The following is a 22,986-nucleotide window of genomic DNA, read 5'->3' on the forward strand; positions in this document are numbered from 1 at the left end:
GTACAACTCCGGTGATGACCACCACCCTGCGGCCGTCCGGGCCGCTTCAGCAGAGCGACGGCGGGGCGCGGACGCGCCCGTACGAGATCCGCGTCAACAGCAGGCGTGTCGGAGGCCTGACGATCGCCTCCGACACCCCCTTCGGGCCGACCGTGGGGGAGATCCGCGACCTCCTGGTCGACGCTCCCGACCGCGGGCGGGGCCGGGCCGCCGTGGCCGCCCTGGCCGCCGAGGAGGTCCTGCGCGGCTGGGGCTGCCGCCGGGTCGGCGTCAGCGTTCCCGCGGACTCCGCGGCGGGCCTGCGCCTGGCCCGGTCCCTCGGCTACGCGGAGATCAGCCGCAACATGTCCAAGCAGCTGCCCGAGGAGCCCCCCGCCCTGTCCGCCGGGGTGCGGGGCCGGCCGATGACACCGACCGAGTACGAGGCCTGGAAGGCCGAGGCGATCCGCGAGTACGCCGAGGACTGGGCCGGCCGCGGGATGCCGGTCCAGGCTGCCGAGGCCAAGTCGGAGGCCGACCACCGCAGCCTGCTGCCCCTGGGCGCGGCAACACCGGGGGCCTCCTTCGCCGTCCTGGAGGCGGCCGGCGAACCCGTGGGCCACATCTGGGTCGGCGCCCGGGACGGGGGCTCCTACGTCTACGACGTCCTGGTCTTCCCCGCGCACCGCGGCCGCGGCTTCGGCCGCGACCTGATGCTCCTCGCGGAAGGCACCGCCCTCGCGCAGGGCCACCGGACCATCGGCCTGCATGTCTTCGCGGACAACACCCCGGCCGTGCGCCTGTACGAGTCCCTGGGCTACGCGCCGACCCTGTTCAACCACGCCAAGGACCTGCTCTAGGCCGGCTCCTTCGGATCGTGTCGGGGCCCGCAGGATCCGGAAGGGACGAGCTAGTCCTGCCCGTGGGCGTCCGCCGCGAGCAGCCGGTCGGCGATCTCCTCGACACGGGCGCGCAGGCCGTCCTGGCTCTTGCCGCCGTCGAGGCGCTCGCCGCCGATCACGTACGTCGGCGTGCCGGTCACGCCGATCGCCTTGCCCTCGGCCTGGTCGGCGTCGACGATCAGGATGTGCCGGCCGTCGATCAGCGCGGTGTCGAACTCCTCTGCGTCCAGGCCGAGTTCGCGGGCCACGTCCACCAGGACCGGCTCACCGCGCTCACCGAGCTCGGCGGTCCGGGCCAGCAGGGCCTCGGCGTACGGCCAGCCCTGCCCCTGCTCGACGGCCTCCTCGGCGGCCTGCGCCGCGGCGAAGGCGTGCTTGTGCTTCTCCAGGGGGAAGTGGCGCAGCCGGATGTCCAGCCGGTCGCCGTAGCGGGCCCGCAGGGCGCGCAGGTCGTCCAGGGCGCGGTGGCAGTCCGGGCACTGGAGTTCGCACCAGACGTCGAGGATCACGGAATCGGTCATGGGGCGATTCTCCCAGCCCCGCACCGCCCGGGCCGACCGGGGCGAGGGCCCCGGGCCCGGGACGGCACCCGGGACGGGACCCAGGGAGGAGGTGCGACCCCGAGATGTCCCGGAGATCCGGGCCGGCCGGGCTCCGCGCCTGGCCCCTGCGATGGGGGCCGGTGCAGGATGGGGGGGACGGACCGCCCAGTTCAGGAGGAACGCATGCTCGCCGAGACCATCTGTTCCGCGGTGTCCGCGGCGGGCCTGGGCCTGGCTGCCGTGACCGCGTACCGCAAGCGGTTCCGGACCGCCGCCCGGATCGCCGCCTACGCCTTGGTGCCGCTGGGGCTGGTGCTGACGGGTGTCGTGGAATGGGTGTCCGGCACGGTCTTCAACCCGGCCGTCTGGGCCGGCTTCGGGCTGCTCGCCCTGGCCTGGCTGCTGCTGGCCGCCACCCGCGTGGTGGAGCGGCGCAACGCCGGCAGGCGGGTCGGGGGCGGTGCTGCGCAGCCGGCCGTCGCCCCGGGGGCCTCGGCGCCCTCGCTCGACGCGGGCGCACGGCCCCGGCCGGACACCCGCACCGGCGCCCCGGCGGCGCCCGCGGAGGACTTCTCCGACATCGAGGCCATCCTCAAGAAGCACGGGATCTGACCGCCGGCCGGTCCCGGGCCCACAAGATCGGGCGAACTCCCGCCCCGATGTTGGCGTGTTGAGGGGCGGACGCCACCGCGCTGCGCCATCATCGGGCCGACATGCTCGACACATCGAAGGGTGAGCCGCCGGTCCCCGCACCGGTCCCCGCCCCCGTCGCCGAGGAGCCGCGAGGCTGCCTCTTCGCGCTCTCGCAACCCCCGTTGATGATCTTCCTAGGAGTGATCGGCACCCTGCTGCTGTTCGCCGCCGTGCACGACCTCTTCCTGCTCTGACGCCCCCGCGTCGGCCTCCTTGCGCCGGGCCCGGTACGCCGCCACGTGCAGCCGGTTCCCGCAGGTCCTGCTGTCGCAGTAGCGCCGCGAACGGTTCCGGGACAGGTCCACGAAGGCGCGCCGGCAGTCCGGGGCCTCGCAGCGGCGCAGCCGCTCCTCCTCGCCCGAGACCACGATGAAGGCCAGTGCCATGCCGCCGTCGGCCGCGAGGTGGTCGCCCACCGACGCGCCCGGGGCGAAGTAGTGCACGTGCCAGTCGTAGCCGTCGTGGTCGGTCAGCTGCGGGGTGGTCCCGGCGGTCGCCACCAGCTCGTTGATCAGTGCGGCGGCCGTACGGGAGTTCGGCGCCGCGAAGACCTGGGCGAACTTGCCGCGCACCGCCCGCACCCCCGACAGGTCGCGGGCCCCGAGCTCGCCGACGTCGCTGATCGCGTACTCCCTGACGAACGCCCGCAGAGCGCCGATGTCCGCCAGCCCGTCGGGGTGGTCCACCTCGGCCGCGGTGTTCACCAGCGCGACGACGACGTCGAGCGCGCGACGGGTGTCGTGGGGGATCTGCACGGGGTCTCCCTCAGGGGCCGGGCCTGCGGCGACGGGCCGGTGCCGCCGCCGGGGGAGGACTCTAGCCGGTCGCCCCCGCGGGGGGTCCCCACGCACACCGGCGCCGTCCGCGCGGGTGGCTCCCGCGAGAACAGCGCCGGCACTGCCGTATGTGGTTGTCCGGTTCGCACCGTCGCCCCGAGTCGGACGGTGTCGAGCGGAGGTAGGCCTGGCTCAGCTTTCGGCCAGGATGTGGGAGAGCTCCTTGTCGAGGTCGAAGTGCCGGTGCTCGGTCCCGGGTGGAACCGCGGCGTCCGTCCGCTTGAGGAACGACTCGAGTGCTCGGGCGGGTGCTTCGAGCAGTGCTTCTCCCTCCGGTGAGCTCAGGGCGATGCAGACGACGCCCTGGCCGTGGCTGCGGGAGGGCCAGACGCGGACGTCGCCGGTACCGGTGGGCCGGTGCAGGCCCTCCGCGAGGAGGTCGCGGGCGAATACCCATTCGACCGTCTCCTCGGCGCCGGTGTGGAAGGTGGCGTGCACGGCGTAGGGGTCGGCCGTGTCATACCGCAGGCCCGCGGGAACAGGCAGTGAGGACTCGCTCGACACAACGAGGCGCAGGTGCAGCTCGCAGCTGACCGTGGTGTTCATAAGCGCCAGGGCCTTTCGCTCAGTGTGCGCTCGGGGATTCGCACGTCGGCGAAATCGACATGCCACCTACGGTGCCGTTGTAAACCCCTCTGACCGTTTTGCGGACCTCTGGGTCCCTCGAACGGCGGATCCAAACCCTCATCCACGTGTGTATCCGGTTCGGGTAGATTCGACCTCATGAATACGGGGAGTGACCGCGAGACCCACGGGTCCGCCAGCAGCGAGCCGGCTCCCACGCCGGCTCCCACCGCAGCCGCCGAGGAGGCCGCCGCGTCGGCCGCCGACGACGCGCCGCACGTGTCGAAGGCTCCCGCCTTCATCAAAGCCCGCAAGAGCCTGCACCTGAGCTGGCAGGTCGGCGTCTTCGTCGTCGGCCTCGCCGTGATCGCCGCGGGTGTCGCCATGCTCGTCCTGCCCGGCCCCGGCTGGGTCGCGATCTTCGCCGGCCTGGCGATCTGGGCCACCGAGTTCGCCTGGGCCCACCTCGTCCTGCGCTGGACGAAGCGCAAGGTCACCGAGGCTGCGCAGAAGGCGCTCGACCCCAGGGTCCGCCGCCGCAACATCATCCTGACCACCGTCGGGCTGGTCGTCGCCGCCGCGCTGGTGGGCTTCTACCTGTGGAAGTACGGGCTCGTGCTGCCCTGGAACCTCACGGACCAGTGATGGTCCGGAGCGCCGCTGACATGCGGTAATGTTTGCGGTGCGTCCGGGCGATTAGCTCAGTGGGAGAGCACTTCGTTCACACCGAAGGGGTCACTGGTTCGAACCCAGTATCGCCCACCCGGACCAGAGGCCCGGAGACTTCACCGTCTCCGGGCCTCCGGCGTTACCGGAGCCGCCCGAGCGCGTCCCGCAGCCGCCGCGCCTCACCCAGCCGCTTCTCGTACGTCGCACCCGCGGCCAGCAGCAGCAGGCCCGCCAGCGCCGGCGGCAGCCAGCGCGGCAGCGCGCCCACCACCTGGACGACGTACGGGGCCAGCTCGTGCAGGGCCACCCCCGCCAGCACGGCCCCGCCCAGCAGCAGCGGGGCCTGCAGCCGCCGCCGGGCGCCCGCCAGGGTCACCGCCAGCGCCGCCAGCCCCAGCAGCAGCGGCCGCAGCCAGTGCCGGTCCTCCAGAGCCGCCAGCAGGCTCGGCAGCAGGGTCGCGGCCAGCCCCGGGCCGTACGCCGTCCAGGAGGACGCCGAGGGGTCCCTGCGGCGCCGTACGAGGCCCACCGCGAGGGCGGGCACCGTCACCGGCAGCGAGTACGCCTCCGGCGCCGCCACCCCCGCACCGGCCAGCCGCACCCACGCCGCCAGGACGAACAGCGTCCCCGCCGCCCAGCCCACCGGGCGCCGCTCCGCACGCACCGCCGCCCCCGCACAGACCACCCCGGCCAGGGCCAGCGCCAGACCCAGCGTCCCGGGCCGCCCTGCCGACCACAGCACCGCCAGAGCCCCGCAGACGGCCGCAGCGATCTCCGCCGGCACCCGTACGCCGCCCAGCCGAGGCCCGAACACGGCCGCCGCCGCCGGAACGGCGAGCAGCGGCAGCCCCCACCAGGCCGGCGGCCGCCCCGCCGCCGCGGAAGCCGCCAGCAGCAGGCCCCCGGCGTACCCCACGGCGCACACCGCCGCCACGGACCGGGCCGGGCGGGGCGCGGACCGCTGCGCCGCGCCTGCGGCGCAGCCCGCGCCCAGCAGCCCCCACACGGCGAAGGTGGCCGTCCGCCCGTCCAGTGCGCCCAGGGAGACGTTCCCCGCGCCCAGCAGGGCGCAGACGCCCGCCGCGACCGCAGCGCCCGGCGTACGCCCCTTCAGCGCGTACGCCCCGGCGGCCGCCGTCACCACCACCTGCACGGCGAACACCACCGCGGCCGGCCAGTCCAGCAGGGCCGGGGCCGTGAACAGACCCGACCACGCCAAGGCCACCGCCACCACCGGCGGCTCGGGCCGGGAGAGCGCCCGGGACAGCCACCCGGCGGCCGCCGCCGCGAGCAGCAGGACCACCACCGCGGGCGCCCCCGCCCCGAAGGGGTCAGCCCCCGGAGTCGACGCCGCCCACACCTCGTCCAGCACCCCGGTCCGGGCCGCCAGTACCGCGGCCGCCGCGCACCAGGCCCCCAGCGCCGCCACCGTGGCGGCCAGCGCACCGGCCAGCAGCAGCCCCCGGCGGACCGGCTCCGCGAGCCGCCCGGCGCGGACCGCCGCCAGCAGCGGCAGCGCCACCAGCAGGTGCGCCACCACCGCCCAGCCCGGCCCGAGCTCCGGGCGGGCCACCCCGCCGAGCCCCACCACCGCCGCGAGCCCGCCGGCCGCCGCCACCGGCCAGGCCGCCGCCCCGCGGCCGGCCGCCGCCACCGCCACCGCGACGGCCACGGCCAGCGCCGCCCCCGCACCCAGCAGGACCCCCGGGGCCACCGCCCCGGCCGCCGACGCCGCCGACCACGAGCGCACCGCCCCGGTCAGGAGCGCCCCCGCGCCCAGCACGCCCGCCGGGACCCACGCCACCGGGGCCGGCAGCGCCCGCACCCGCAGCGCCAGCAGCACGTCCAGAACCGCCGTCACCAGCAGCGCCCAGCCCAGCCCCAGCGGACCGCTCTGCCCGGCCAGCGCCGCCAGCGGAAGCGGCCACTGCGCGGCCAGCACGGCCGCGGGCAGCGGGATGCGCAGCGCGGGCAGCCGCCGGGCCAGCCCCAGCCCGTACCCCGCCCACAGCGCGGCGCACACCGCGGCCGCGGCTGCCGCGTACGCCGCCGGACCGGTGTCCGCCCCGGCGGCCACGTACAGCGCGTACGCGTCCAGCACCGTCAGCAGCAGCCCGACCGCGGCCACCGACTCGGCGGTCGCGCGCAGACCCCGCCGCAGCAGCGCCACCGGGGCGCCCAGCGCCGCCGCCGTCACCACCGCGAGCACGGCGCTGCGCCCGGCGATCCCCATGGCCCCCCAGCTGACCAGCGTGAAGGCCGTGGCGGCCACAGCCAGCAGCACCACCCCCAGCGCGAGCAGCACGTTCTGCGCGCTCGGCGCCGAGGCGTCCTCGGCGGGAGCCGGGGCCCCCGGGCCGGGCGCAGGCACCCACCCGGCCGGCGGCCCCCACGCGGCGGGGGCGGGGCCCGGCTGCCGCAGGAGGTGCAGCAGCCGGTCCCGGCGGGTCAGCAGGTACATCCGCCGGTGGTCGAGCCAGGCCAGTTCGCGGTCGACGAGCGCCAGCTCCTCGGCCGGCGGCAGGGACGTGTTCATGCTGCGGAGTGTGGCGCCCGTCACGGCGTCAGGACATGGGCGTGCGTACTCAGATCCGCCCTGAGTACGCACGGGTCTGCCCGAACGGGGCGTGCGCGGGCCCGCCGGACGCAAGACTGGTCCCATGCACCACAGCCGCCAGGACCGCTGGAGCCACTACCGCTTCCGCAGCGTGTGGGACCTCGACGCACCGCCCGGCCGCGTCTACGCGGAACTGGAGCAGCTGGACCAGTACCCGTACTGGTGGCCCCAGTTCCGCCGCGTGGAGCGCACCGGCGACCGCAGCGGGACCGTGCTCGTGCGCTCCGCGCTGCCCTGTTCGCTCCGCCTCACCACCACCGAGCTGCTGCGCGACCCCGGCCGGGGCGTCCTGGAGGTCTCCCTCCACGGGGATCTCGAAGGTTGGGCGCGGTGGACCGTGCGCGCCCGCCGCGGAGCGGACGCCGGACGCACCCGCGCCCTGTACGAGCAGGAGGTGGAGGTCCGCATGCCGCTCATGCGGCGGCTCTCGCTGCCATGCCGCCCGGTGTTCCGGCTCAACCACGCCCTGATGATGCGGGCCGGACAGCGCGGTCTCGAAGCCCGGCTGGCGCTCTCCCCGGAAGCGGTTTGAACCAGCCCCGGGCCTTCTGTATTGTTCGGTGCGTTCCCGGGCGATTAGCTCAGCGGGAGAGCACTTCGTTCACACCGAAGGGGTCACTGGTTCGATCCCAGTATCGCCCACCGGGACAGGCCGGTCCGTCTGATGACGGGCCGGCCTTCCGCATGTTCCGGGCCGCTCACGCCGCCGTGGAGAGGTCGGGCCGCAGCGGCCAGTGCGGATCCACCGACTCGGGGGTGCCCTGCCGTGCGAACCAGGCCTGGAGCCCCCGCGCCTGGGCCGCGTGCCACACCTGCTGGAGCGTGTGCAGCTCGGCCGGTGTGAGCCGCTCCAGCCGGCCGGCGAACCGGCGCCCCACGGCCCGTACGAGCTCCAGCGAGGCCAGTGCGTCCGCGGCCGCGTCGTGGGCGCCCTCCAGCTCTATGCCGTAGTGCGCACACAGGTCCGTCAGCGTCCGGCGGCCCTTGCGGTACCGGTCCAGGTGCTTGTCCAGCACCCGCGGATCCAGCACCGTCAGCGGCCGGTTGTCCAGGTACCGCGACAGTGATGAGGCCCGGTGCCGGCGCAACTCCCGGTCGAGCAGCGTCAGATCGAACGGCGCGTTCATCACCACCAGCGGCCGGCCCGCCACCCGCTGCTCCCCGAGGGAGCGGGCTATCTCCTCCACCACCGGGGCGGGCCAGCGCCCGTGGCGCTGGAGGTGCTCGTCGGTGAGCCCGTGCACTTCCGTGGCTCCCGCAGGCACCGGGATCCCGGGATTGACCAGCCAGCGCGTGGAGCGGATCCGGCCCCCCGCGCACTCCTGCACGACGAGCGCGGCGGACACGATCCGGTCCTGCTCGACGTCCACTCCGGTGGTCTCCGTGTCGAATGCGGCCAGCGGGCCCTCGTACCAGCGTGTCATGGCGAACTCCTCGTCCCCGGTCGGCAGATGGGGCACCCGGGCGCGGCCGCCTCGGAACGTGCCACCGTTGCCCGAACCGGTGATACCCGGGCTGTTTGCCCCGTACGCCGTTTGCGGGTGCCCGGGTGCGGAGACAACATCCCTGGGGGACCGCACACATGACCGGTCGTCACCCCGCCCACCACCCACGGCAGAGCCCGCAAGGCATGGGGAGCCGGCCATGGCGCTCACGCAGCCCGAACCGGGCGGGGTGCTGCAGGGGCAGACCGATCCGCGAACCGGACCGCTGCGCGGCACACTCGCCACCACCACCTGCATGGAGACCCTCCAGGTGGGCTACCTGCACGCCGTCGCCGCCGCGGCCGGCTGCTCGCTCTCCCAGCCCTTCCCGGACAACGGCATCGACTGGCACGTCAGCCACGGTGCGCCCGACCACGTCGTCGACGACGAGGTCACCATCAAGGTGCAGTTGAAGGCGACCTACCAGATACCGCCCCGGCCGGCCGGGGCCACCTTCGGCTTCACCCTCGACAACGAGCACCTCGTGAAACTGGCCCGCACCCCGGTCGCCGTCCACAAGATCCTCGTCGTGATGCTCGTCCCGCGCGAGCGCGACCAGTGGCTGTCCGCCGGGCACGACCGGCTCGACCTGCGGCACTGCTGCTACTGGACCAACCTCGCCGGACAGCCCGTCACCGGCCGCCGCCGGACCACCGTGCGGATACCGACCACGCGGATCTTCGACGACCGGGCGCTGTGCGAGATCATGACCCGGGTCGGGTCGGGAGGGACACCCTGATGCACTGGCATGCACCGAACCCCGGACCGCCGCCCCGGGAGCACCCGGGGTACGCGGCCCCCGCCCGCCCCGGCACGCCCGACCCGGCCCAGGTCGACCCGGCGGTGCTCGGCGCCCTGCTGCACCGGCACGGCTGGCAGCGCCGGGGCGGCGACGCCGGCCGGTACGGGCGCTGGACCCCGCCCGCGGCCCCCTCCGGCGGCAGCGGGGCGACCAGCCTCCTCGTCCCCGAGAGCCGGGCCTTCCCCGACTGCGCCGACCTGCTGGAGGAGGCGCTGACCGCCCTCTCGCGCAGCGCCCTGCCCTCGGCCCGCGAGGTCCTCTACGGGCTGAGCGTGCCCAGCGACGAGGTCCGCTGGGAGCGGGAGATACCGGAAGGGCCGTACGGGATCCAGGGCGAGGCCTCCTGGACCGTGCAGGAACAGCTGCGCTCGGCGGCCCGGCAGCTCCTGCTCGCGGGGGCGCTGGCGGACCGGGCGAGGGCCGGCTACCACGGCGCCCGCCACCGGGGGAAGGCCGAACGGGCCCTGGACGGGGTGCTGGTGGGCCCCTCCCCGGGCGGGCGCCGGCTCACCGCCTACGTCCCGGTCGGCGGTGGACGCGGGACCGTCACGCGACTGCACCACGCGCTGCACGCCGCCCGCGAGGCCGTGGACTACCGGCGGGCCACCGGCGGGATGGAGGCCTTCGACGCCGCCGTGCAGGCGGGGGTCAGCCGGGAGCTCGCCGACGCCCTGATCGCCCTGGTCCGCGGCTCCGAAGGGGCCCGGATCGCGCTGGCCTGGGCGCCGGCAGCCGGAGCGCCGGCGGGGTGCGCGGCCCGGCCGGAGCCGGTGGAGTTCTCACCGGGGGACCTCCCCGTGCTCCGGGAGGCGGCCGCACGCTACACCCGCGACGAGCCCGCCGTCCCGGTGCGGATCACGGGCGCGGTGGTACGGATGCGCCGCTCGGCCCCCGGCGGCGGGGGCACGGTCCGGCTGCGGGTCCTCACCGGGGCGGAGGTCCCGTACGTCCGCGCGGTCCTCGACGAGGAGGCGTACCGGGTGGCCGGCCACGCCCACCTGGTGGGCCTGCCCGTCCGGGTCAGCGGGCGGCTCCAGCGGCGGGGCGGCTTCCGCCGCCTTGCCGGGGCCACGGACGTGACGCCGGTCCCGCTGGACGAGGTGGAGCGGGACCGGCTGATGAAGTCGCTGGACGACGCCTTCGACCCGTCCGACGTGCTCCCGTCCGACGACTGAGGGCAGCCTCCGGCCGCCGGGGCCGGGCCGTACGGGCTCCGGCCGCGGGGCAGCCCAGGTCCCGGTGGCCGCAGGCGCCCGGGCCCGGCGAGAACCGTTTGGCGGCGCGACCGCTCCGCTCGGTACGATTCAGGCGCGCAGTGTTCGCTCGCGCACCCCCTGAGTCAGGAGAGACCGGTGTCAGACGTCCGTGTGATCATCCAACGCGATTCCGAGCGGGACGAGCGCGTGGTGGCCACGGGCACTACGGCGGCGGAGCTCTTCGCCGGCGAGCGCACCATCGTCGCCGCGCGCATCGCAGGTGAGTTGAAGGACCTCGCCCACGAGGTGAAGGACGGCGACACCGTCGAACCGGTGGAGATCTCCTCCGAGGACGGCCTCAACATCCTGCGCCACTCGACCGCGCACGTCATGGCGCAGGCCGTGCAGGAGCTCTTCCCCGAGGCCAAGCTGGGCATCGGCCCGCCGGTCCGGGACGGCTTCTACTACGACTTCGACGTGGCCAAGCCCTTCACCCCCGAGGACCTGAAGGTCATCGAGAAGAAGATGCAGGAGATCCAGAAGCGCGGGCAGCGGTTCGCCCGCCGCGTGGTCTCCGACGAGGCGGCCCGCGAGGAGCTCGCCGACGAGCCGTACAAGCTGGAGCTCATCGGCATCAAGGGCTCCGCGTCCTCCGACGACGGCGCGGACGTCGAGGTGGGCGGCGGCGAGCTGACCATCTACGACAACCTCGACGCGAAGACCGGCGACCTGTGCTGGAAGGACCTCTGCCGCGGTCCCCACCTGCCCACCACCCGCAACATCCCGGCCTTCAAGCTGATGCGCAACGCGGCCGCCTACTGGCGCGGCAGCGAGAAGAACCCGATGCTCCAGCGCATCTACGGCACCGCGTGGCCGACCAAGGACGAGCTGAAGGCCCACCTCGACTTCCTCGCCGAGGCCGAGAAGCGCGACCACCGCAAGCTCGGCAACGAACTCGACCTCTTCTCCGTCCCGGACGAGATCGGCTCAGGCCTCGCCGTCTTCCACCCGCGCGGCGGCATCATCCGCCGGGTCATGGAGGACTACTCGCGCCGCCGGCACGAGGAGGAGGGCTACGAGTTCGTCTACACCCCGCACGCCACCAAGGGCGCCCTCTTCGAGAAGAGCGGCCACCTGGACTGGTACGCGGAGGGCATGTACCCCCCCATGCAGCTCGACGGCGGTACCGACTACTACCTCAAGCCGATGAACTGCCCGATGCACAACCTGATCTTCGACGCCCGCGGGCGCTCCTACCGCGAGCTGCCCCTGCGCCTCTTCGAGTTCGGCACCGTGTACCGGTACGAGAAGTCGGGCGTCGTGCACGGCCTGACCCGCGCGCGCGGCTTCACCCAGGACGACGCGCACATCTACTGCACCCGCGAGCAGATGGCGCAGGAGCTCGACCGCACCCTCACCTTCGTGCTGAACCTGCTCCGGGACTACGGTCTGACCGACTTCTACCTGGAGCTGTCGACCAAGGACCCGGAGAAGTTCGTCGGCTCGGACGAGGCGTGGGAGGAGGCCACCGCGGTCCTCCAGCAGGTCGCGGAGAAGCAGGGCCTCCCGCTGACCCCCGACCCGGGCGGCGCGGCCTTCTACGGCCCGAAGATCTCGGTGCAGGCGCGGGACGCCATCGGCCGCACCTGGCAGATGTCGACCGTCCAGCTCGACTTCAACCTGCCCGAGCGCTTCAACCTGGAGTACACCGCCCCGGACGGCAGCCGCCAGCGCCCGGTCATGATCCACCGCGCGCTGTTCGGCTCCATCGAGCGGTTCTTCGCGGTGCTGCTGGAGCACTACGCGGGCGCCATGCCGCCGTGGCTGGCTCCGGTCCAGGCCGTCGGCATCCCGATCGGCGACGGGCACGTGGAGTACCTCCAGGAGTTCGCCGCCGAGGCGAAGAAGAAGGGCCTGCGCGTCGAGGTGGACGCCTCCTCCGACCGCATGCAGAAGAAGATCCGCAACCACCAGAAGCTCAAGGTCCCGTTCATGGTCATCGTCGGTGACGAGGACATGGCCGCGGGCACCGTCTCCTTCCGCTACCGCGACGGTTCGCAGGAGAACGGCATCGCCAAGGACGAGGCCCTGGCGAAGCTGGCCAAGGCCGTCGAGGACCGCGTCCAGGTCTGATCCGTGCGCGGCGGGCCCCCGGGAAGTGATCACTTTCCGGGGGCCTTCCTCGTCCGCGCGGGCCAGGTCATATGCTGCATGCCATGACGATTGAGCCGGAGCAGCAGATCGGTGTGGGCACGCAGGACGCGTTCCAGCGACTGTGGACGCCCCACCGGATGGCGTACATCCAGGGGGAGAACAAGCCGACCGGTCCGGAGGCCGGTGACGGCTGTCCCTTCTGCGGGATTCCGGAGATGTCGGACGAGGACGGCCTGGTGGTCGCCCGGGGCAAGCACGTCTACGCCGTGCTGAACCTGTACCCGTACAACGGCGGGCACCTGATGGTCGTCCCCTACCGGCACGTCGCCGACTACACCGAGCTCGACGGGCCCGAGACGGCCGAGCTCGCTGACCTGACCAAGCGGGCCATGGCCGCCCTGCGCAAGGCGTCGGGGGCGCACGGCTTCAACATCGGGATGAACCAGGGTGCGGCGGCCGGAGCCGGCATCGCCGCGCACCTGCACCAGCACATCGTGCCCCGCTGGGGCGGGGACACGAACTTCATGCCGGTCGTGGGCCACACCAAGGTGCTGCCCCAACTGCTCGCGGACACCCGCCGGATGCTCGCGGACTCCTGGCCCACCGACTGACCAGCCGGCCCGCTGACACGCGGACGCCCCGGCTCGGGCCCCCGCCCCGGCTCGGGAACCGGGGCCGGGGCGGGCCGGGCCGGTCCCCGGACGCGGCCCCAGGGCCCCGGCACAATCCTCTGGAGACGACCTGGTGCCGTGCCGGGCGCCGCGACCCGGTGGACCTTTCCGGTCACCGCACTAGGCGTCGTACACGTCCGCCTTGCGCGGGGACGGCTCCTGGATGAGCCCGCTCATGATCGAGGAGCGGTTGGTGAAGCGGTCGGTGTCGACGCCGTTCTCCTCCAGGACCTTGAAGGTGGCGGCGTGCACCGCCCGCAGGACCGGGGCGACCGTGCGCAGGGCGTCGTCGGCCATGAAGCGGTGGCGCCACATCGAGCCCGCCCACACGTGGCGCAGGCCGAAGGGCTCGGGCAGGACCAGCTTGCCGCCGAGGTGGTCGAGGACCGGCGGGTACCAGGTCAGCGGGGCGCGGACGGCGAGGCGGACCACTTCCTGGGTGTCCACCAGCGGCAGCGGCCGCTCGACGGTCTCCCAGAAGCGGATGCTCTTGGGCACCTCGACCACGGGGGCCTTGGACTTGGTGGTGAACAGGCCGTGCACGGGGCCCAGGGCGTGGGCGGTGACGTCCACCCGCAGCGTCTTGTAGAGCACGGTCACGGTCACCAGCATGGTGATGACGAGCTGGCCGTCCCACAGCGGGTACTGGATGCCCAGGTAGTGCCGGTTGCCCGCGCTGAACTGCTGCTCGTTGCAGATCCGGGTGATCTCGTGCGGCTTGATGAGGAAGGCGTCGGTGTTCTCACCGGTGGGCCGGGCGACCTCCGCGGCGCCCTCGCCGACCGGCGTGACGATCCAGTGCTGGATGGCGGCGGCCGGGAAGCCGCCGGTGTGCAGGGGGCCGCGCTCCAGCTTGCGCAGCTGGGTGTCGATCGCGCGGATGACGTCCCAGCTGCGGAAGGGGTGGATCTCGGCGCCCTCGGAGCGCGGGGTCAGCTCCTCGGCCATCTGCCAGCTGCCCCACCGGGTGCCCATGCCGAGGATGCCCTTGGGGCCCGCGTAGAAGACGTGGTTGCTGCGGTCCTCGGCGGTCAGTTTGGCCAGCTGGCGGCGCAGGTCCTCGCGGGCCTTCTCGTCCGGGTTGCCGGGGACCGCGTCCGGGATCTTGGCGCCGATGCCGTCGCCCGCCAGCAGCCCGTCCCAGCGGGCGCGCAGGTCGGCGGCGGTGGACTCGCACAGGCGGCGGGCCATCAGCCAGCCCAGGACGGGCGCGATGACCATGGCACGGAGGTAGATGCCGAGGAAGCCGCTGAAGGGCAGCCGGAACATCGCGACGGCCACCAGGATGCCCACGCCCACCAGCAGCGCGGTGCCGATCCAGGAGGCGTGCCGGCCGGAGGACAGGGATTTGCGGAGCTGGAACAGCCCCAGCCACAGCAGCAGCCCGGGCAGGAAGAGCACCCCGCAGACGAGGGTGATCAGACGGAGCTTCTGGTCGCGCTCCTTGCGGATGCGGGACGCGGCCAGGCAGTGCTCCACGATGGTCTGCGGATCGGCGCCGAAGGACTGGATGATCGGCTTGCGGGCGCCGCCGAGGGTACGGGCCTCCACGGCCCGGCAGAAGGCCTCGCCCAGGCTGGGCTCGAAGAGGGAGAACTTCGGCGGTTTGACCGTCGCCGGGTGGTTCTCGCTGTTGGCCTTGAGTATCTCGGCCAGGCGGGTGTCCTCCGCGCCGTCGCGGTAGGCGGCGGAGGCCAGCGCGTTGGTCGCCGCCGTCTGCCCGCCGCCGCCCTGGAGCGGAATCTGTGCCCCGGGCCTGAAATCGAATCCGTCGTCCGCCACCACTGCCCCCCATCGCTGTGCGTTCCTGCTCTTTTGGTGCGCCGACGAGCCTATCGGCGGATCCCGCCCCATGGTCATGGGACAGGGAAATGCCGCCCATCGCAAGCAGGTTGGACGGGCGGCTTCCCGCAGCACTATGTGAACTGGCTTCCCTTCCCGGCCTGTTCGCGCACCTTTTCGGCGATCTGCGGCGGCATGGGCTCATGCCGGACGTAGGCCCGGGTGAAGCGGCCGGTGCCGTGCGAGACGGAGCGCAGTTCGACGGCGTAGCGGCCGATCTCGATCTCGGGGATCTCGGCACGGACCCGGGTCCGCCCGGCCCCCGCCTGCTCGGTGCCCACCACCCGGCCCCGCCGGCCGGCCAGATCGTTCATCACGGGTCCGACGTACTCGTCGGGCACCAGGACGACGAGTTCCGCGAACGGTTCGAGGAGCTGCACGCCGCCCTCGGCGGCGGCCTCGCGCAGGGCGAGGGCCCCCGCGGTCTGGAACGCGGCGTCCGAGGAGTCCACCGAGTGCGCCTTGCCGTCGAGCAGGGTGACCCGCACGTCGACCAGGGGGTGGCCCGCCGCGAGGCCGCGGGCGGCCTGGGCGCGTACGCCCTTCTCCACGGACGGGATGAACTGCCGGGGCACGGCGCCGCCGACCACCTTGTCGACGAACTCGATGCCGCTGCCCGGCGGGAGCGGTGCGACCTCGATCTCGCAGATCGCGAACTGGCCGTGCCCGCCTGACTGTTTGACGTGCCGGCCGCGCCCGTTGGCCACGGAGCCGAAGGTCTCGCGCAGGCTCACCTTGTGCGCCACCGGGTCGACCTGGACCCCGTACCGGGTGCGCAGCCGTTCCAGGGCGACGTCCTGGTGGGCTTCGCCGAGGCACCACAGGACGAGCTGGTGGGTGTGCGGGTTCTGTTCCAGGCGCATCGTCGGGTCCTCGGCGACCAGCCGGGACAGGCTCTGGGAGAGCTTGTCCTCGTCGGCTTTGCTGTGGGCCTCGATGGCGAGGGGGAGCAGGGGGTCGGGCATGCTCCAGGGCTCCATCAGGAGCGGGGCCTCCTTGGCGGAGAGGGTGTCGCCCGTCTCGGCGCGGGTGAGCTTGGCCACGCAGGCCAGGTCGCCCGCGATGCACCGGGCGAGGGTGCGCTGCTGCTTGCCGAAGGGGGAGCTGAGGGCGCCGATGCGCTCGTCCGCCTGGTGGAGCTCCTGCTCCTCGTGGCCGTGGCCGTGGCCGTGGGCGTGGGCGCCGTCGCCGTCGGCCAGGCCGTGGCCGCAGACGTGCACGGTGGCCTCGGGCGTCAGGGTGCCGGAGAAGACGCGGACCAGGGAGATGCGGCCCACGTACGGGTCGGACGAGGTTTTGACGACCTCGGCGAGCAGCGGGCCGTCGGGGTCGCAGACCACCTCGGGACGGGCGGCGCCGTCGGGGGAGGTGACGGTGACCGGAGCCCGTTCCAGCGGGGTGGGGAAGCCGCCGGTGATCAGCTCCAGCAGTTCCACCGTGCCCAGGCCCTGCCGTGCGCCGTCCGCGGCGGGGGCGGCCATCAGGACGGGGTGGAAGGTGCCCCGGGCGACGGCGCGCTCCAGGTCGTCCACGAGGGTCTTGAGGTCGATCTCCTCCCCGCCGAGGTAGCGGTCCATCAGCCCCTCGTCCTCGCTCTGGGCGATGATCGCCTCGATCAGGCGGGAGCGGGCCCCGGTGATCAGGGCGAACTCCTCCGGGTCCGGGTCGCGCTCGGTCCGCTCGCCGGAGGAGTAAGCGTGGACGCGCCGGGAGAGCAGGCCCAGCAGGCCGGTGACGGGCGCGTGGCCGCCGGTGGCGGGCCCGTAGAGCGGGAGGTGGAGGGGGATGACGGCGTCGGGGTCCTCGGCGCCGAAGGTCTCGCCGCAGACGGCGGCCATCCGGTCGTAGTCGGCCCGGGCCGCCTCCAGGTGGGTGACGACGATGGCGCGGGGCATGCCGACGGCCTCGCACTCGTCCCACACCATGCGGGTGGCGCCGGAGAGGCCTTCGGCGCCGTCGGCGGCCGAGACGACGAAGAGGGCCGCGTCCGCGGCGCGCAGACCGGCCCTGAGTTCTCCGACGAAGTCGGCGTATCCGGGGGTGTCCAAGATGTTGATCTTGATTCCGCCCCATTCGACGGGGACGAGGGAGAGCTGGACGGAGCGCTGCCGCCGGTGCTCGATCTCGTCGTGGTCCGAGACGGTGCTGCCGTCCTCGACCCGGCCCGCCCGCTTGACCGCGCCCGCGGTCAGGGCGAGGGCCTCGGCCAGCGTGGTCTTGCCGGATCCGCTGTGGCCGACCAGCACGACGTTCCGTACGGAGGACGGGTGGTCGGCCGTCGGTGCCCTGCCGGCGGCTCCGGCGTGGTGTGAGGTGGCTCCCATGGTGCTCGTGCCTCCCGGTGGTGACGGTGAGGAGGTGTGCTGAGGGCGCGTTCCCCGGAATCCGAGGGGCGCGAGGGGTGCGAGCAGGCGCCGTGCCCCGCGGTATCCCCGGCGGGTCCCGCGGCGGTCTCCCGGCGCCCCTCGCGAAAGAGGAACCTGATGTTCTTCGAGCTTTGCACCGGCTCCCCACCGCGTCCATACGTCGCGCCCCGGCGGGACGGGCGCCCGGTCGGGAGGCCGCCCGGAAAGGCGGCCGGGAACGGTCCGGGGGCCGCCCGGCGGACCCCCGCGGGGCATCCCCGGGACGAACCGGTGGGTGCGCGGCGTACGGAGGGCGGTGCGCTGGCTACGATGGGCCAGCCGGTGGCCGTGGTGGCCGTGCGGCCCAGCGACCCTCCGGGAAGGCCATGCTGAACAAGTACGCGCGTGCATTCTTCACGCGTGTCCTCACGCCATTCGCCGCTTTTCTGCTCCGGCGGGGGGTGAGCCCGGACGCGGTCACCCTGATCGGCACGGCCGGAGTGGTGGCGGGAGCGCTGGTCTTCTTCCCCCGCGGCGAGTTCTTCTGGGGCACGATCACCATCACCCTCTTCGTCTTCTCCGACCTGGTGGACGGGAACATGGCCCGCCAGGCCGGGGTGTCCAGCCGGTGGGGCGCGTTCCTCGACTCCACGCTCGACCGGGTGGCCGACGCGGCCATCTTCGGCGGGCTCGCGCTCTGGTACGCGGGCGGCGGCCACGACAACGTGCTGTGCGCGGTGGCGATCTTCTGCCTGGCCAGCGGCCAGGTGGTCTCGTACACCAAGGCCCGGGGCGAGGCGATCGGGCTTCCGGTCGCCGTCAACGGCCTCATCGAACGCGCCGAACGCCTGGTGATCTCGCTGGTCGCGGCCGGCCTGTCCGGCCTGCAGACCTTCGGGGTGCCCTCCTGGATCGGCGTGCTCCTGCCCGTCGCCCTGTGGGTGGTGGCCGCGGGCTCGCTGGTCACGCTGATCCAGCGGGTGGTCACCGTACGCCGAGAGTCGGCCGAGGCCGATGCGGCCGCCGCGGCTGCGGCCGCCGAGACCCCCGAAGGCGGTCAGGCCTGATGGGCAGCGCACGAGAGAAGCTGGTCGACGGGCTCTACGGCCTGGGCTGGGCCGGGGTCAAAAAGCTCCCCGAGCCCGCAGCGGTGGCCCTCGGCCGCCGGATCGCCGACTTCACCTGGAAGCGGCGCGGCAAGAGCGTGCTGCGCCTGGAGTCCAACCTGGCCCGGGTGGTGCCGGACGCCTCCCCGGAGCGGCTGCGCGAGCTGTCGCAGGCCGGGATGCGCTCGTACATGCGGTACTGGATGGAATCCTTCCGGCTGCCGGCCATGGACACCGCCCGCTTCGGCCAGGACGTCGAACTCAAGGACGACCACATCCTGCGCGAGGCCCTCGCCTCGGGGCGCGGAGTCGTGGTGGCCCTGCCGCACCTGGCCAACTGGGACCTCGCCGGCGCCTGGGCGATCTGCCACATCGGGGTGCCCTTCACGACGGTCGCCGAACGACTCAAGCCCGAGAGCCTCTTCGACCGCTTCGTCGCCTACCGCGAGAGCCTGGGCATGGAGGTCCTGCCGCACACCGGCGGCTCCGCCTTCGGCACCCTCGCCCGGCGGCTGCGCTCCGGCGGCCTCGTCTGCCTCGTGGCCGACCGCGACCTGTCGGACTCCGGGGTGGAGGTGGACTTCTTCGGCGCCAGGGCGCGGATGCCGGCCGGCCCGGCGATGCTGGCCCAGCACACGGGGGCGGTCCTGCTCCCGGCGACCCTGTACTACGGCGACACGCCCAAGATGTACGGCCGGATCCACCCCGAGGTGGAAGTGCCGAAGACGGGCACCCGGTCCGAGAAGACCGCCGCCATGACCCAGTCGGTGGCCGACGCCTTCGCCCGGGGCATCGCCGAGCACCCGCAGGACTGGCACATGCTCCAGCGGCTGTGGCTCGACGACCTGGACGACCGGGCCGACCAGGGGGAGCACGCGTAGTGAAGATCGGCATCGTGTGCCCGTACTCCTGGGACGTGCCCGGCGGCGTCCAGTTCCACATCCGGGACCTCGCGGAGCACCTGATCCGGCTCGGGCACGCGGTGTCCGTGCTGGCCCCGGCGGACGACGAGACCCCCCTGCCGCCGTACGTGGTCTCCGCGGGCCGGGCGGTGCCGGTCCCGTACAACGGCTCCGTGGCCCGGCTGAACTTCGGGTTCCTGTCGGCGGCCCGGGTGCGCCGCTGGCTGCACGACGGCACCTTCGACGTGATCCACATCCACGAGCCCGCCTCGCCCTCGCTGGGACTGCTGTCCTGCTGGGCCGCGCAGGGCCCGATCGTCGCCACCTTCCACACCTCGAACCCGCGGTCGCGGGCGATGATCGCCGCGTACCCGATCCTCCAGCCGGCCCTGGAGAAGATCAGCGCCCGGATCGCGGTCAGCGAGTACGCCCGGCGCACCCTGGTGGAGCACCTCGGCGGGGACGCGGTGGTGATCCCGAACGGCGTGGACGTCGACTTCTTCGCCTCGGCCGACCCCAAGGCGGAGTGGGGCGGCCAGACCCTCGGCTTCATCGGCCGCATCGACGAGCCGCGCAAGGGCCTGCCGGTGCTGATGGCGGCCTTCCCGAACATCGTGGCAGCCTGCCCCGAGGTCCGGCTGCTGGTCGCCGGCCGCGGCGACGAGGAGGAGGCGGTGGCCGCCCTGCCGCCGGAGCTCCGCTCCCGGGTCGAGTTCCTCGGCATGGTCTCGGACGAGGACAAGGCGCGGCTGCTGCGCAGCGTGGACGTGTACGTCGCCCCCAACACCGGCGGCGAGAGCTTCGGCATCATCCTCGTGGAGGCCCTGTCGGCGGGCGCGACGGTGCTGGCCTCCGACCTGGACGCCTTCGCCCAGGTACTGGACCAGGGCGGGGCGGGCGAACTCTTCGCGAACGAGGACTCCGACGCGCTGGCGGCGGCCGCCGTCCGCCTGCTGCGCGACCCGGCCCGGCGGGCCGAGCTGAGCGCACGCGGCTCGGCGCACGTCCGCCGGTTCGACTGGTCCACGGTGGGCGCGGACATCCTGGCCGTGTACGAGACGGTCACGGACGGCGCGGCCGCGGTGGCCGCCGACGAACGCATCCCCCTGCGCACCCGCCTGGGCTTCTCCCGGGACTAGTGCGGTGACCGGGAAGGTTCACCGGGTCGCGGCGCCCGGCACGCCTTTCCGGTCACAGCACTATCAGGCCGCCCCTCTCGGATCTTGTCGGGGCCCGGCCGAGGTTGCGGGGGTCGTGGAGGGCTGGGCGGGCTGAGGCGCGTCCGGGGTTCTTCCGGGAGCCGCGGCCGGGCGCTCCGCGGGCCGGGCGGCTCCGGGCCGGGCGGGGCCCGGCGCGCGGTCGGCGGTAGAGTCGCGGCCCGTGATCGAAACCCTTGTCTGGATCGCCCTGGGCCTCGGAGCCGTCGGGGTCTACCTCAGCTGGACCGCCGGGCGGCTCGACCGGCTGCACTCCCGGATGGACGCAGCCCGGGCCGCGCTCGACGCCCAGCTCGTGCGGCGGGCGTCGGTGGTGCTGGAGGTTGCCACCTCCGGGGTGCTGGACCCCGCCTCCTCCCTGGTGCTCTACGAGTCCGCGCACGCCGCCCGGCAGGCCGAGGAGGAGCACAGAGAGGTCGCCGAGAGCGAGCTCAGCCAGGCGCTGCGCGCCGTGTTCGCCGACGCCGACCAGGTCGAGGTGCTGAAGGCGGCGCCCGGCGGGGCCGAGGCCACCGAGGAGCTGGCCGCGGCCGTCCGGCGGGTGCCCATGGCGCGGCGCTTCCACAACGACGCCGTACGGGCCGCCCGCGCCCTGCGCCGGCACCGCAAGGTGCGCTGGTTCCGGCTGGCCGGGCACGCCCCCTTCCCGCTCGCCTTCGAGATGGACGACGAACCCCCGGCGGACCTCGCCGAGCGGCCCGTCTGAGGACCTTCCGGATCTTGACGGGTCCCCTTGCGGGCCTCCGGGTGGGCCCCAGGCGGGCCGGTCCAGTGCCGCAGGGGACAAGTGGAGGGGCCACCGGCTCCACATTGGCCCTTGCTGTGGACTGGTCGGTGCGGTTTCCTCGGCCCAGTAGAACCCGTCTTCCTTCCGCGTTCCCTTCGAGTGAGGTCATCCGTGAGCACGCTTCCCACCTCTCCCCAGTCCGCCGAGTCGGCGATCGGCACCTCGCGCGTCAAGCGCGGCATGGCCGAGCAGCTCAAGGGCGGCGTGATCATGGACGTGGTCAACGCCGAGCAGGCGAAGATCGCCGAGGACGCCGGCGCCGTGGCCGTCATGGCCCTGGAGCGGGTTCCGGCCGACATCCGCAAGGACGGCGGGGTCGCCCGCATGTCGGACCCCAACATGATCGAAGAGATCATCGAGGCCGTTTCCATCCCGGTCATGGCCAAGTCCCGCATCGGCCACTTCGTCGAGGCCCAGGTCCTGCAGTCCCTCGGCGTCGACTACATCGACGAGTCCGAGGTCCTGACCCCGGCCGACGAGGTCAACCACTCCGACAAGTGGGCGTTCACCACCCCCTTCGTCTGCGGCGCCACCAACCTGGGCGAGGCCCTGCGCCGCATCGCCGAGGGCGCGGCCATGATCCGCTCGAAGGGCGAGGCCGGCACCGGCAACGTCGTCGAGGCCGTCCGCCACCTGCGCCAGATCAAGAACGAGATCGCCCGTCTGCGCGGCTACGACAACAACGAGCTGTTCGCCGCCGCCAAGGACCTGCGCGCCCCGTACGAGCTGGTCAAGGAGGTCGCCGAGCTCGGCAAGCTCCCGGTGGTGCTGTTCTCCGCCGGCGGCGTCGCCACCCCGGCCGACGCCGCGCTGATGCGCCAGCTCGGCGCCGAGGGCGTCTTCGTCGGCTCCGGCATCTTCAAGTCGGGCGACCCGGCCAAGCGCGCCGCCGCCATCGTGAAGGCCACCACCTTCTACGACGACCCGAAGATCATCGCGGACGCCTCCCGCAACCTGGGCGAGGCCATGGTCGGCATCAACTGCGACACGCTGCCCGAGGCCGAGCGCTACGCCAACCGCGGCTGGTAGTCACCGCCATGACCACCCCCGTGATTGGTGTCCTGGCCCTCCAGGGCGACGTACGGGAGCACCTGATCGCCCTGGCCGCGGCGGACGCCGTGGCCAGGCCGGTCCGGCGTCCCGAAGAGCTCGCCGAGGTCGACGCGCTGGTGATCCCCGGCGGCGAGTCCACGACCATGTCGAAGCTGGCCGTGCTGTTCGGCATGCTGGAGCCGCTGCGCGCGCGCGTGCGGGCCGGGATGCCGGTCTACGGCACCTGCGCCGGCATGATCATGCTCGCCGACAAGCTCCTGGACGGCCGTGAGGACCAGGAGACGCTGGGCGGCATCGACATGATCGTCCGCCGCAACGCCTTCGGCCGGCAGAACGAGTCCTTCGAGGCCCAGGTGGAGTTCGCCGGCATCGAGGGCGGCCCCGTCCAGGGCGTGTTCATCCGCGCCCCCTGGGTCGAGTCGGTCGGGGGCGCCGCCGAGGTGCTCGCCGTGCACGACGGCCACACGGTCGCCGTACGCCAGGGCAACGTCCTGGCCACCTCCTTCCACCCCGAGCTGACCGGCGACGACCGCGTCCACGCGTATTTCGTCGACATGGTGCGCGCGGGGCTGTGACCGGGTCCCGGTAGGATCCGAGGCGAACATTGTTGGTGACGCGAAGGAGA

The 22,986-nt window shown here is 73.6% G+C and carries 22 protein-coding genes and 2 tRNA genes; 17 read left to right on the top strand and 7 right to left on the bottom strand.

Annotated features, from left to right (window positions below; all coding sequences use genetic code 11):
• Window positions 1-14: 14 nt before the first annotated feature.
• Window positions 15-839, top strand: a complete 825-nt coding sequence (locus ACLJTM_RS27755) for a GNAT family N-acetyltransferase (RefSeq protein ID WP_411106460.1) — start codon at window positions 15-17, stop codon at window positions 837-839.
• Window positions 840-889: 50 nt separating this feature from the next.
• On the opposite strand, the gene ACLJTM_RS27760 is transcribed toward ACLJTM_RS27755, so the two are convergent.
• Window positions 890-1,402 (bottom strand): DsbA family protein, encoded by a 513-nt coding sequence (locus ACLJTM_RS27760; protein ID WP_411106461.1) that lies wholly within the window; start codon window positions 1,400-1,402, stop codon window positions 890-892.
• 204 nt (window positions 1,403-1,606) lie between these two features.
• Here ACLJTM_RS27760 and ACLJTM_RS27765 point away from each other — a divergent pair, with 204 nt between their 5' ends.
• Both ACLJTM_RS27765 and ACLJTM_RS27770 read left to right on the top strand, forming a co-directional pair.
• Window positions 1,607-2,035, top strand: coding sequence for a hypothetical protein (locus tag ACLJTM_RS27765; RefSeq protein WP_411106462.1), 429 nt, complete (start codon window positions 1,607-1,609; stop codon window positions 2,033-2,035).
• Window positions 2,036-2,136: 101 nt separating this feature from the next.
• Window positions 2,137-2,310, top strand: a complete 174-nt coding sequence (locus ACLJTM_RS27770) for a hypothetical protein (protein WP_411106463.1) — start codon at window positions 2,137-2,139, stop codon at window positions 2,308-2,310.
• On the opposite strand, the gene ACLJTM_RS27775 is transcribed toward ACLJTM_RS27770, so the two are convergent.
• A complete protein-coding gene (locus ACLJTM_RS27775) occupies window positions 2,251-2,871 on the bottom strand; it encodes a CGNR zinc finger domain-containing protein (RefSeq protein ID WP_411106464.1) in 621 nt (206 codons plus the stop codon). The two genes, ACLJTM_RS27770 and ACLJTM_RS27775, sit on opposite strands and share 60 nt — an antisense overlap.
• A 213-nt stretch (window positions 2,872-3,084) precedes the next feature.
• Window positions 3,085-3,498 (bottom strand): SsgA family sporulation/cell division regulator, encoded by a 414-nt coding sequence (locus tag ACLJTM_RS27780; RefSeq protein WP_030011909.1) that lies wholly within the window; start codon window positions 3,496-3,498, stop codon window positions 3,085-3,087.
• A 177-nt stretch (window positions 3,499-3,675) separates the two neighbouring features.
• On the opposite strand from ACLJTM_RS27780, the gene ACLJTM_RS27785 reads away from it, so the two are divergent.
• Both ACLJTM_RS27785 and ACLJTM_RS27790 read left to right on the top strand, forming a co-directional pair.
• The gene (locus ACLJTM_RS27785) at window positions 3,676-4,161 is read left to right on the top strand and encodes a TIGR02611 family protein (RefSeq protein ID WP_411106465.1); all 486 of its coding nucleotides are present in this window, start codon (window positions 3,676-3,678) and stop codon (window positions 4,159-4,161) included.
• A gap of 45 nt (window positions 4,162-4,206) precedes the next feature.
• Window positions 4,207-4,278: transfer RNA gene (locus ACLJTM_RS27790), tRNA-Val, on the top strand.
• A 46-nt stretch (window positions 4,279-4,324) separates the two neighbouring features.
• On the opposite strand, the gene ACLJTM_RS27795 is transcribed toward ACLJTM_RS27790, so the two are convergent.
• Complete coding sequence (locus tag ACLJTM_RS27795) at window positions 4,325-6,721, bottom strand: SCO7613 C-terminal domain-containing membrane protein (protein ID WP_411106466.1); 2,397 nt, start codon at window positions 6,719-6,721, stop codon at window positions 4,325-4,327.
• A 124-nt stretch (window positions 6,722-6,845) separates the two neighbouring features.
• Between ACLJTM_RS27795 and ACLJTM_RS27800 the strand changes: the two genes are divergently transcribed.
• On the top strand, window positions 6,846-7,334 hold the full coding sequence (locus tag ACLJTM_RS27800; protein ID WP_411106467.1) for an SRPBCC family protein: 489 nt from the start codon (window positions 6,846-6,848) through the stop codon (window positions 7,332-7,334).
• A 38-nt stretch (window positions 7,335-7,372) separates the two neighbouring features.
• Window positions 7,373-7,444, top strand: a tRNA-Val gene (locus ACLJTM_RS27805).
• A 56-nt stretch (window positions 7,445-7,500) separates the two neighbouring features.
• Here the strand turns inward: ACLJTM_RS27805 and ACLJTM_RS27810 are convergent.
• Window positions 7,501-8,226 (bottom strand): 3'-5' exonuclease, encoded by a 726-nt coding sequence (locus ACLJTM_RS27810; RefSeq protein ID WP_411106468.1) that lies wholly within the window; start codon window positions 8,224-8,226, stop codon window positions 7,501-7,503.
• A gap of 220 nt (window positions 8,227-8,446) precedes the next feature.
• Between ACLJTM_RS27810 and ACLJTM_RS27815 the strand changes: the two genes are divergently transcribed.
• From ACLJTM_RS27815 to ACLJTM_RS27830, 4 genes are all read left to right on the top strand, one after another.
• Window positions 8,447-9,025 carry a DUF4365 domain-containing protein gene (locus tag ACLJTM_RS27815; RefSeq protein WP_411106469.1) on the top strand — a complete coding sequence of 193 codons (579 nt, stop codon included), beginning with the start codon at window positions 8,447-8,449 and terminating at the stop codon, window positions 9,023-9,025.
• The gene (locus ACLJTM_RS27820) at window positions 9,025-10,263 is read left to right on the top strand and encodes a hypothetical protein (RefSeq protein WP_411106470.1); all 1,239 of its coding nucleotides are present in this window, start codon (window positions 9,025-9,027) and stop codon (window positions 10,261-10,263) included. The genes ACLJTM_RS27815 and ACLJTM_RS27820 overlap by 1 nt, the downstream gene beginning before the upstream one ends.
• Before the next feature lie 177 nt (window positions 10,264-10,440).
• Entirely contained in the window at window positions 10,441-12,417 is a 1,977-nt protein-coding gene (gene thrS / locus ACLJTM_RS27825; protein WP_411106471.1) for a threonine--tRNA ligase, read from the top strand.
• Window positions 12,418-12,488: 71 nt separating this feature from the next.
• A complete protein-coding gene (locus ACLJTM_RS27830; protein ID WP_411106472.1) occupies window positions 12,489-13,049 on the top strand; it encodes an HIT family protein in 561 nt (186 codons plus the stop codon).
• A 180-nt stretch (window positions 13,050-13,229) separates the two neighbouring features.
• Here ACLJTM_RS27830 and ACLJTM_RS27835 read toward each other — a convergent pair whose 3' ends face one another.
• Both ACLJTM_RS27835 and ACLJTM_RS27840 read right to left on the bottom strand, forming a co-directional pair.
• Window positions 13,230-14,891 (bottom strand): hypothetical protein, encoded by a 1,662-nt coding sequence (locus tag ACLJTM_RS27835; RefSeq protein WP_411106473.1) that lies wholly within the window; start codon window positions 14,889-14,891, stop codon window positions 13,230-13,232.
• A gap of 134 nt (window positions 14,892-15,025) precedes the next feature.
• Window positions 15,026-17,275 (bottom strand): elongation factor G-like protein EF-G2, encoded by a 2,250-nt coding sequence (locus tag ACLJTM_RS27840; protein WP_411106474.1) that lies wholly within the window; start codon window positions 17,273-17,275, stop codon window positions 15,026-15,028.
• Between the two features lie 407 nt (window positions 17,276-17,682).
• Between ACLJTM_RS27840 and pgsA the strand changes: the two genes are divergently transcribed.
• The 6 genes from pgsA (at window position 17,683) to pdxT (ending at window position 22,936) form a co-directional block, all read left to right on the top strand.
• Window positions 17,683-18,363, top strand: a complete 681-nt coding sequence (pgsA, locus tag ACLJTM_RS27845; protein WP_411106475.1) for a phosphatidylinositol phosphate synthase — start codon at window positions 17,683-17,685, stop codon at window positions 18,361-18,363.
• Window positions 18,363-19,283, top strand: a complete 921-nt coding sequence (locus ACLJTM_RS27850; protein WP_411106476.1) for a phosphatidylinositol mannoside acyltransferase — start codon at window positions 18,363-18,365, stop codon at window positions 19,281-19,283. Before pgsA ends, ACLJTM_RS27850 begins: the two co-directional genes overlap by 1 nt.
• Window positions 19,283-20,443 (top strand): glycosyltransferase family 4 protein, encoded by a 1,161-nt coding sequence (locus ACLJTM_RS27855; RefSeq protein WP_411106477.1) that lies wholly within the window; start codon window positions 19,283-19,285, stop codon window positions 20,441-20,443. Before ACLJTM_RS27850 ends, ACLJTM_RS27855 begins: the two co-directional genes overlap by 1 nt.
• Window positions 20,444-20,684: 241 nt before the next feature.
• Window positions 20,685-21,227, top strand: coding sequence for a hypothetical protein (locus ACLJTM_RS27860; RefSeq protein ID WP_411106478.1), 543 nt, complete (start codon window positions 20,685-20,687; stop codon window positions 21,225-21,227).
• Between the two features lie 192 nt (window positions 21,228-21,419).
• Window positions 21,420-22,337 carry a pyridoxal 5'-phosphate synthase lyase subunit PdxS gene (pdxS, locus tag ACLJTM_RS27865; RefSeq protein WP_281205812.1) on the top strand — a complete coding sequence of 306 codons (918 nt, stop codon included), beginning with the start codon at window positions 21,420-21,422 and terminating at the stop codon, window positions 22,335-22,337.
• A gap of 8 nt (window positions 22,338-22,345) precedes the next feature.
• Window positions 22,346-22,936 (top strand): pyridoxal 5'-phosphate synthase glutaminase subunit PdxT, encoded by a 591-nt coding sequence (gene pdxT / locus ACLJTM_RS27870; RefSeq protein WP_411106479.1) that lies wholly within the window; start codon window positions 22,346-22,348, stop codon window positions 22,934-22,936.
• The last annotated feature ends 50 nt before the right edge of the window (window positions 22,937-22,986 follow it).

This window comes from Streptomyces sp. cmx-4-9 (genome assembly GCF_046548835.1).
Lineage (GTDB): Bacteria > Actinomycetota > Actinomycetes > Streptomycetales > Streptomycetaceae > Streptomyces.

Bases quoted from the DNA above. Each gene is read 5' to 3' on its own strand.
- ACLJTM_RS27755 (WP_411106460.1), top strand. From the start codon at position 15: ATGACCACCACCCTGCGGCCGTCCGGGCCGCTTCAGCAGAGCGACGGC.
- ACLJTM_RS27760 (WP_411106461.1), bottom strand. From the start codon at position 1,402: ATGACCGATTCCGTGATCCTCGACGTCTGGTGCGAACTCCAGTGCCCG.
- ACLJTM_RS27765 (WP_411106462.1), top strand. From the start codon at position 1,607: ATGCTCGCCGAGACCATCTGTTCCGCGGTGTCCGCGGCGGGCCTGGGC.
- ACLJTM_RS27770 (WP_411106463.1), top strand. From the start codon at position 2,137: ATGCTCGACACATCGAAGGGTGAGCCGCCGGTCCCCGCACCGGTCCCC.
- ACLJTM_RS27780 (WP_030011909.1), bottom strand. From the start codon at position 3,498: ATGAACACCACGGTCAGCTGCGAGCTGCACCTGCGCCTCGTTGTGTCG.
- ACLJTM_RS27785 (WP_411106465.1), top strand. From the start codon at position 3,676: ATGAATACGGGGAGTGACCGCGAGACCCACGGGTCCGCCAGCAGCGAG.
- ACLJTM_RS27795 (WP_411106466.1), bottom strand. From the start codon at position 6,721: ATGAACACGTCCCTGCCGCCGGCCGAGGAGCTGGCGCTCGTCGACCGC.
- ACLJTM_RS27800 (WP_411106467.1), top strand. From the start codon at position 6,846: ATGCACCACAGCCGCCAGGACCGCTGGAGCCACTACCGCTTCCGCAGC.
- ACLJTM_RS27810 (WP_411106468.1), bottom strand. From the start codon at position 8,226: ATGACACGCTGGTACGAGGGCCCGCTGGCCGCATTCGACACGGAGACC.
- ACLJTM_RS27815 (WP_411106469.1), top strand. From the start codon at position 8,447: ATGGCGCTCACGCAGCCCGAACCGGGCGGGGTGCTGCAGGGGCAGACC.
- ACLJTM_RS27820 (WP_411106470.1), top strand. From the start codon at position 9,025: ATGCACTGGCATGCACCGAACCCCGGACCGCCGCCCCGGGAGCACCCG.
- ACLJTM_RS27830 (WP_411106472.1), top strand. From the start codon at position 12,489: ATGCTGCATGCCATGACGATTGAGCCGGAGCAGCAGATCGGTGTGGGC.
- ACLJTM_RS27840 (WP_411106474.1), bottom strand. From the start codon at position 17,275: ATGGGAGCCACCTCACACCACGCCGGAGCCGCCGGCAGGGCACCGACG.
- pgsA (WP_411106475.1), top strand. From the start codon at position 17,683: ATGCTGAACAAGTACGCGCGTGCATTCTTCACGCGTGTCCTCACGCCA.
- ACLJTM_RS27850 (WP_411106476.1), top strand. From the start codon at position 18,363: ATGGGCAGCGCACGAGAGAAGCTGGTCGACGGGCTCTACGGCCTGGGC.
- pdxT (WP_411106479.1), top strand. From the start codon at position 22,346: ATGACCACCCCCGTGATTGGTGTCCTGGCCCTCCAGGGCGACGTACGG.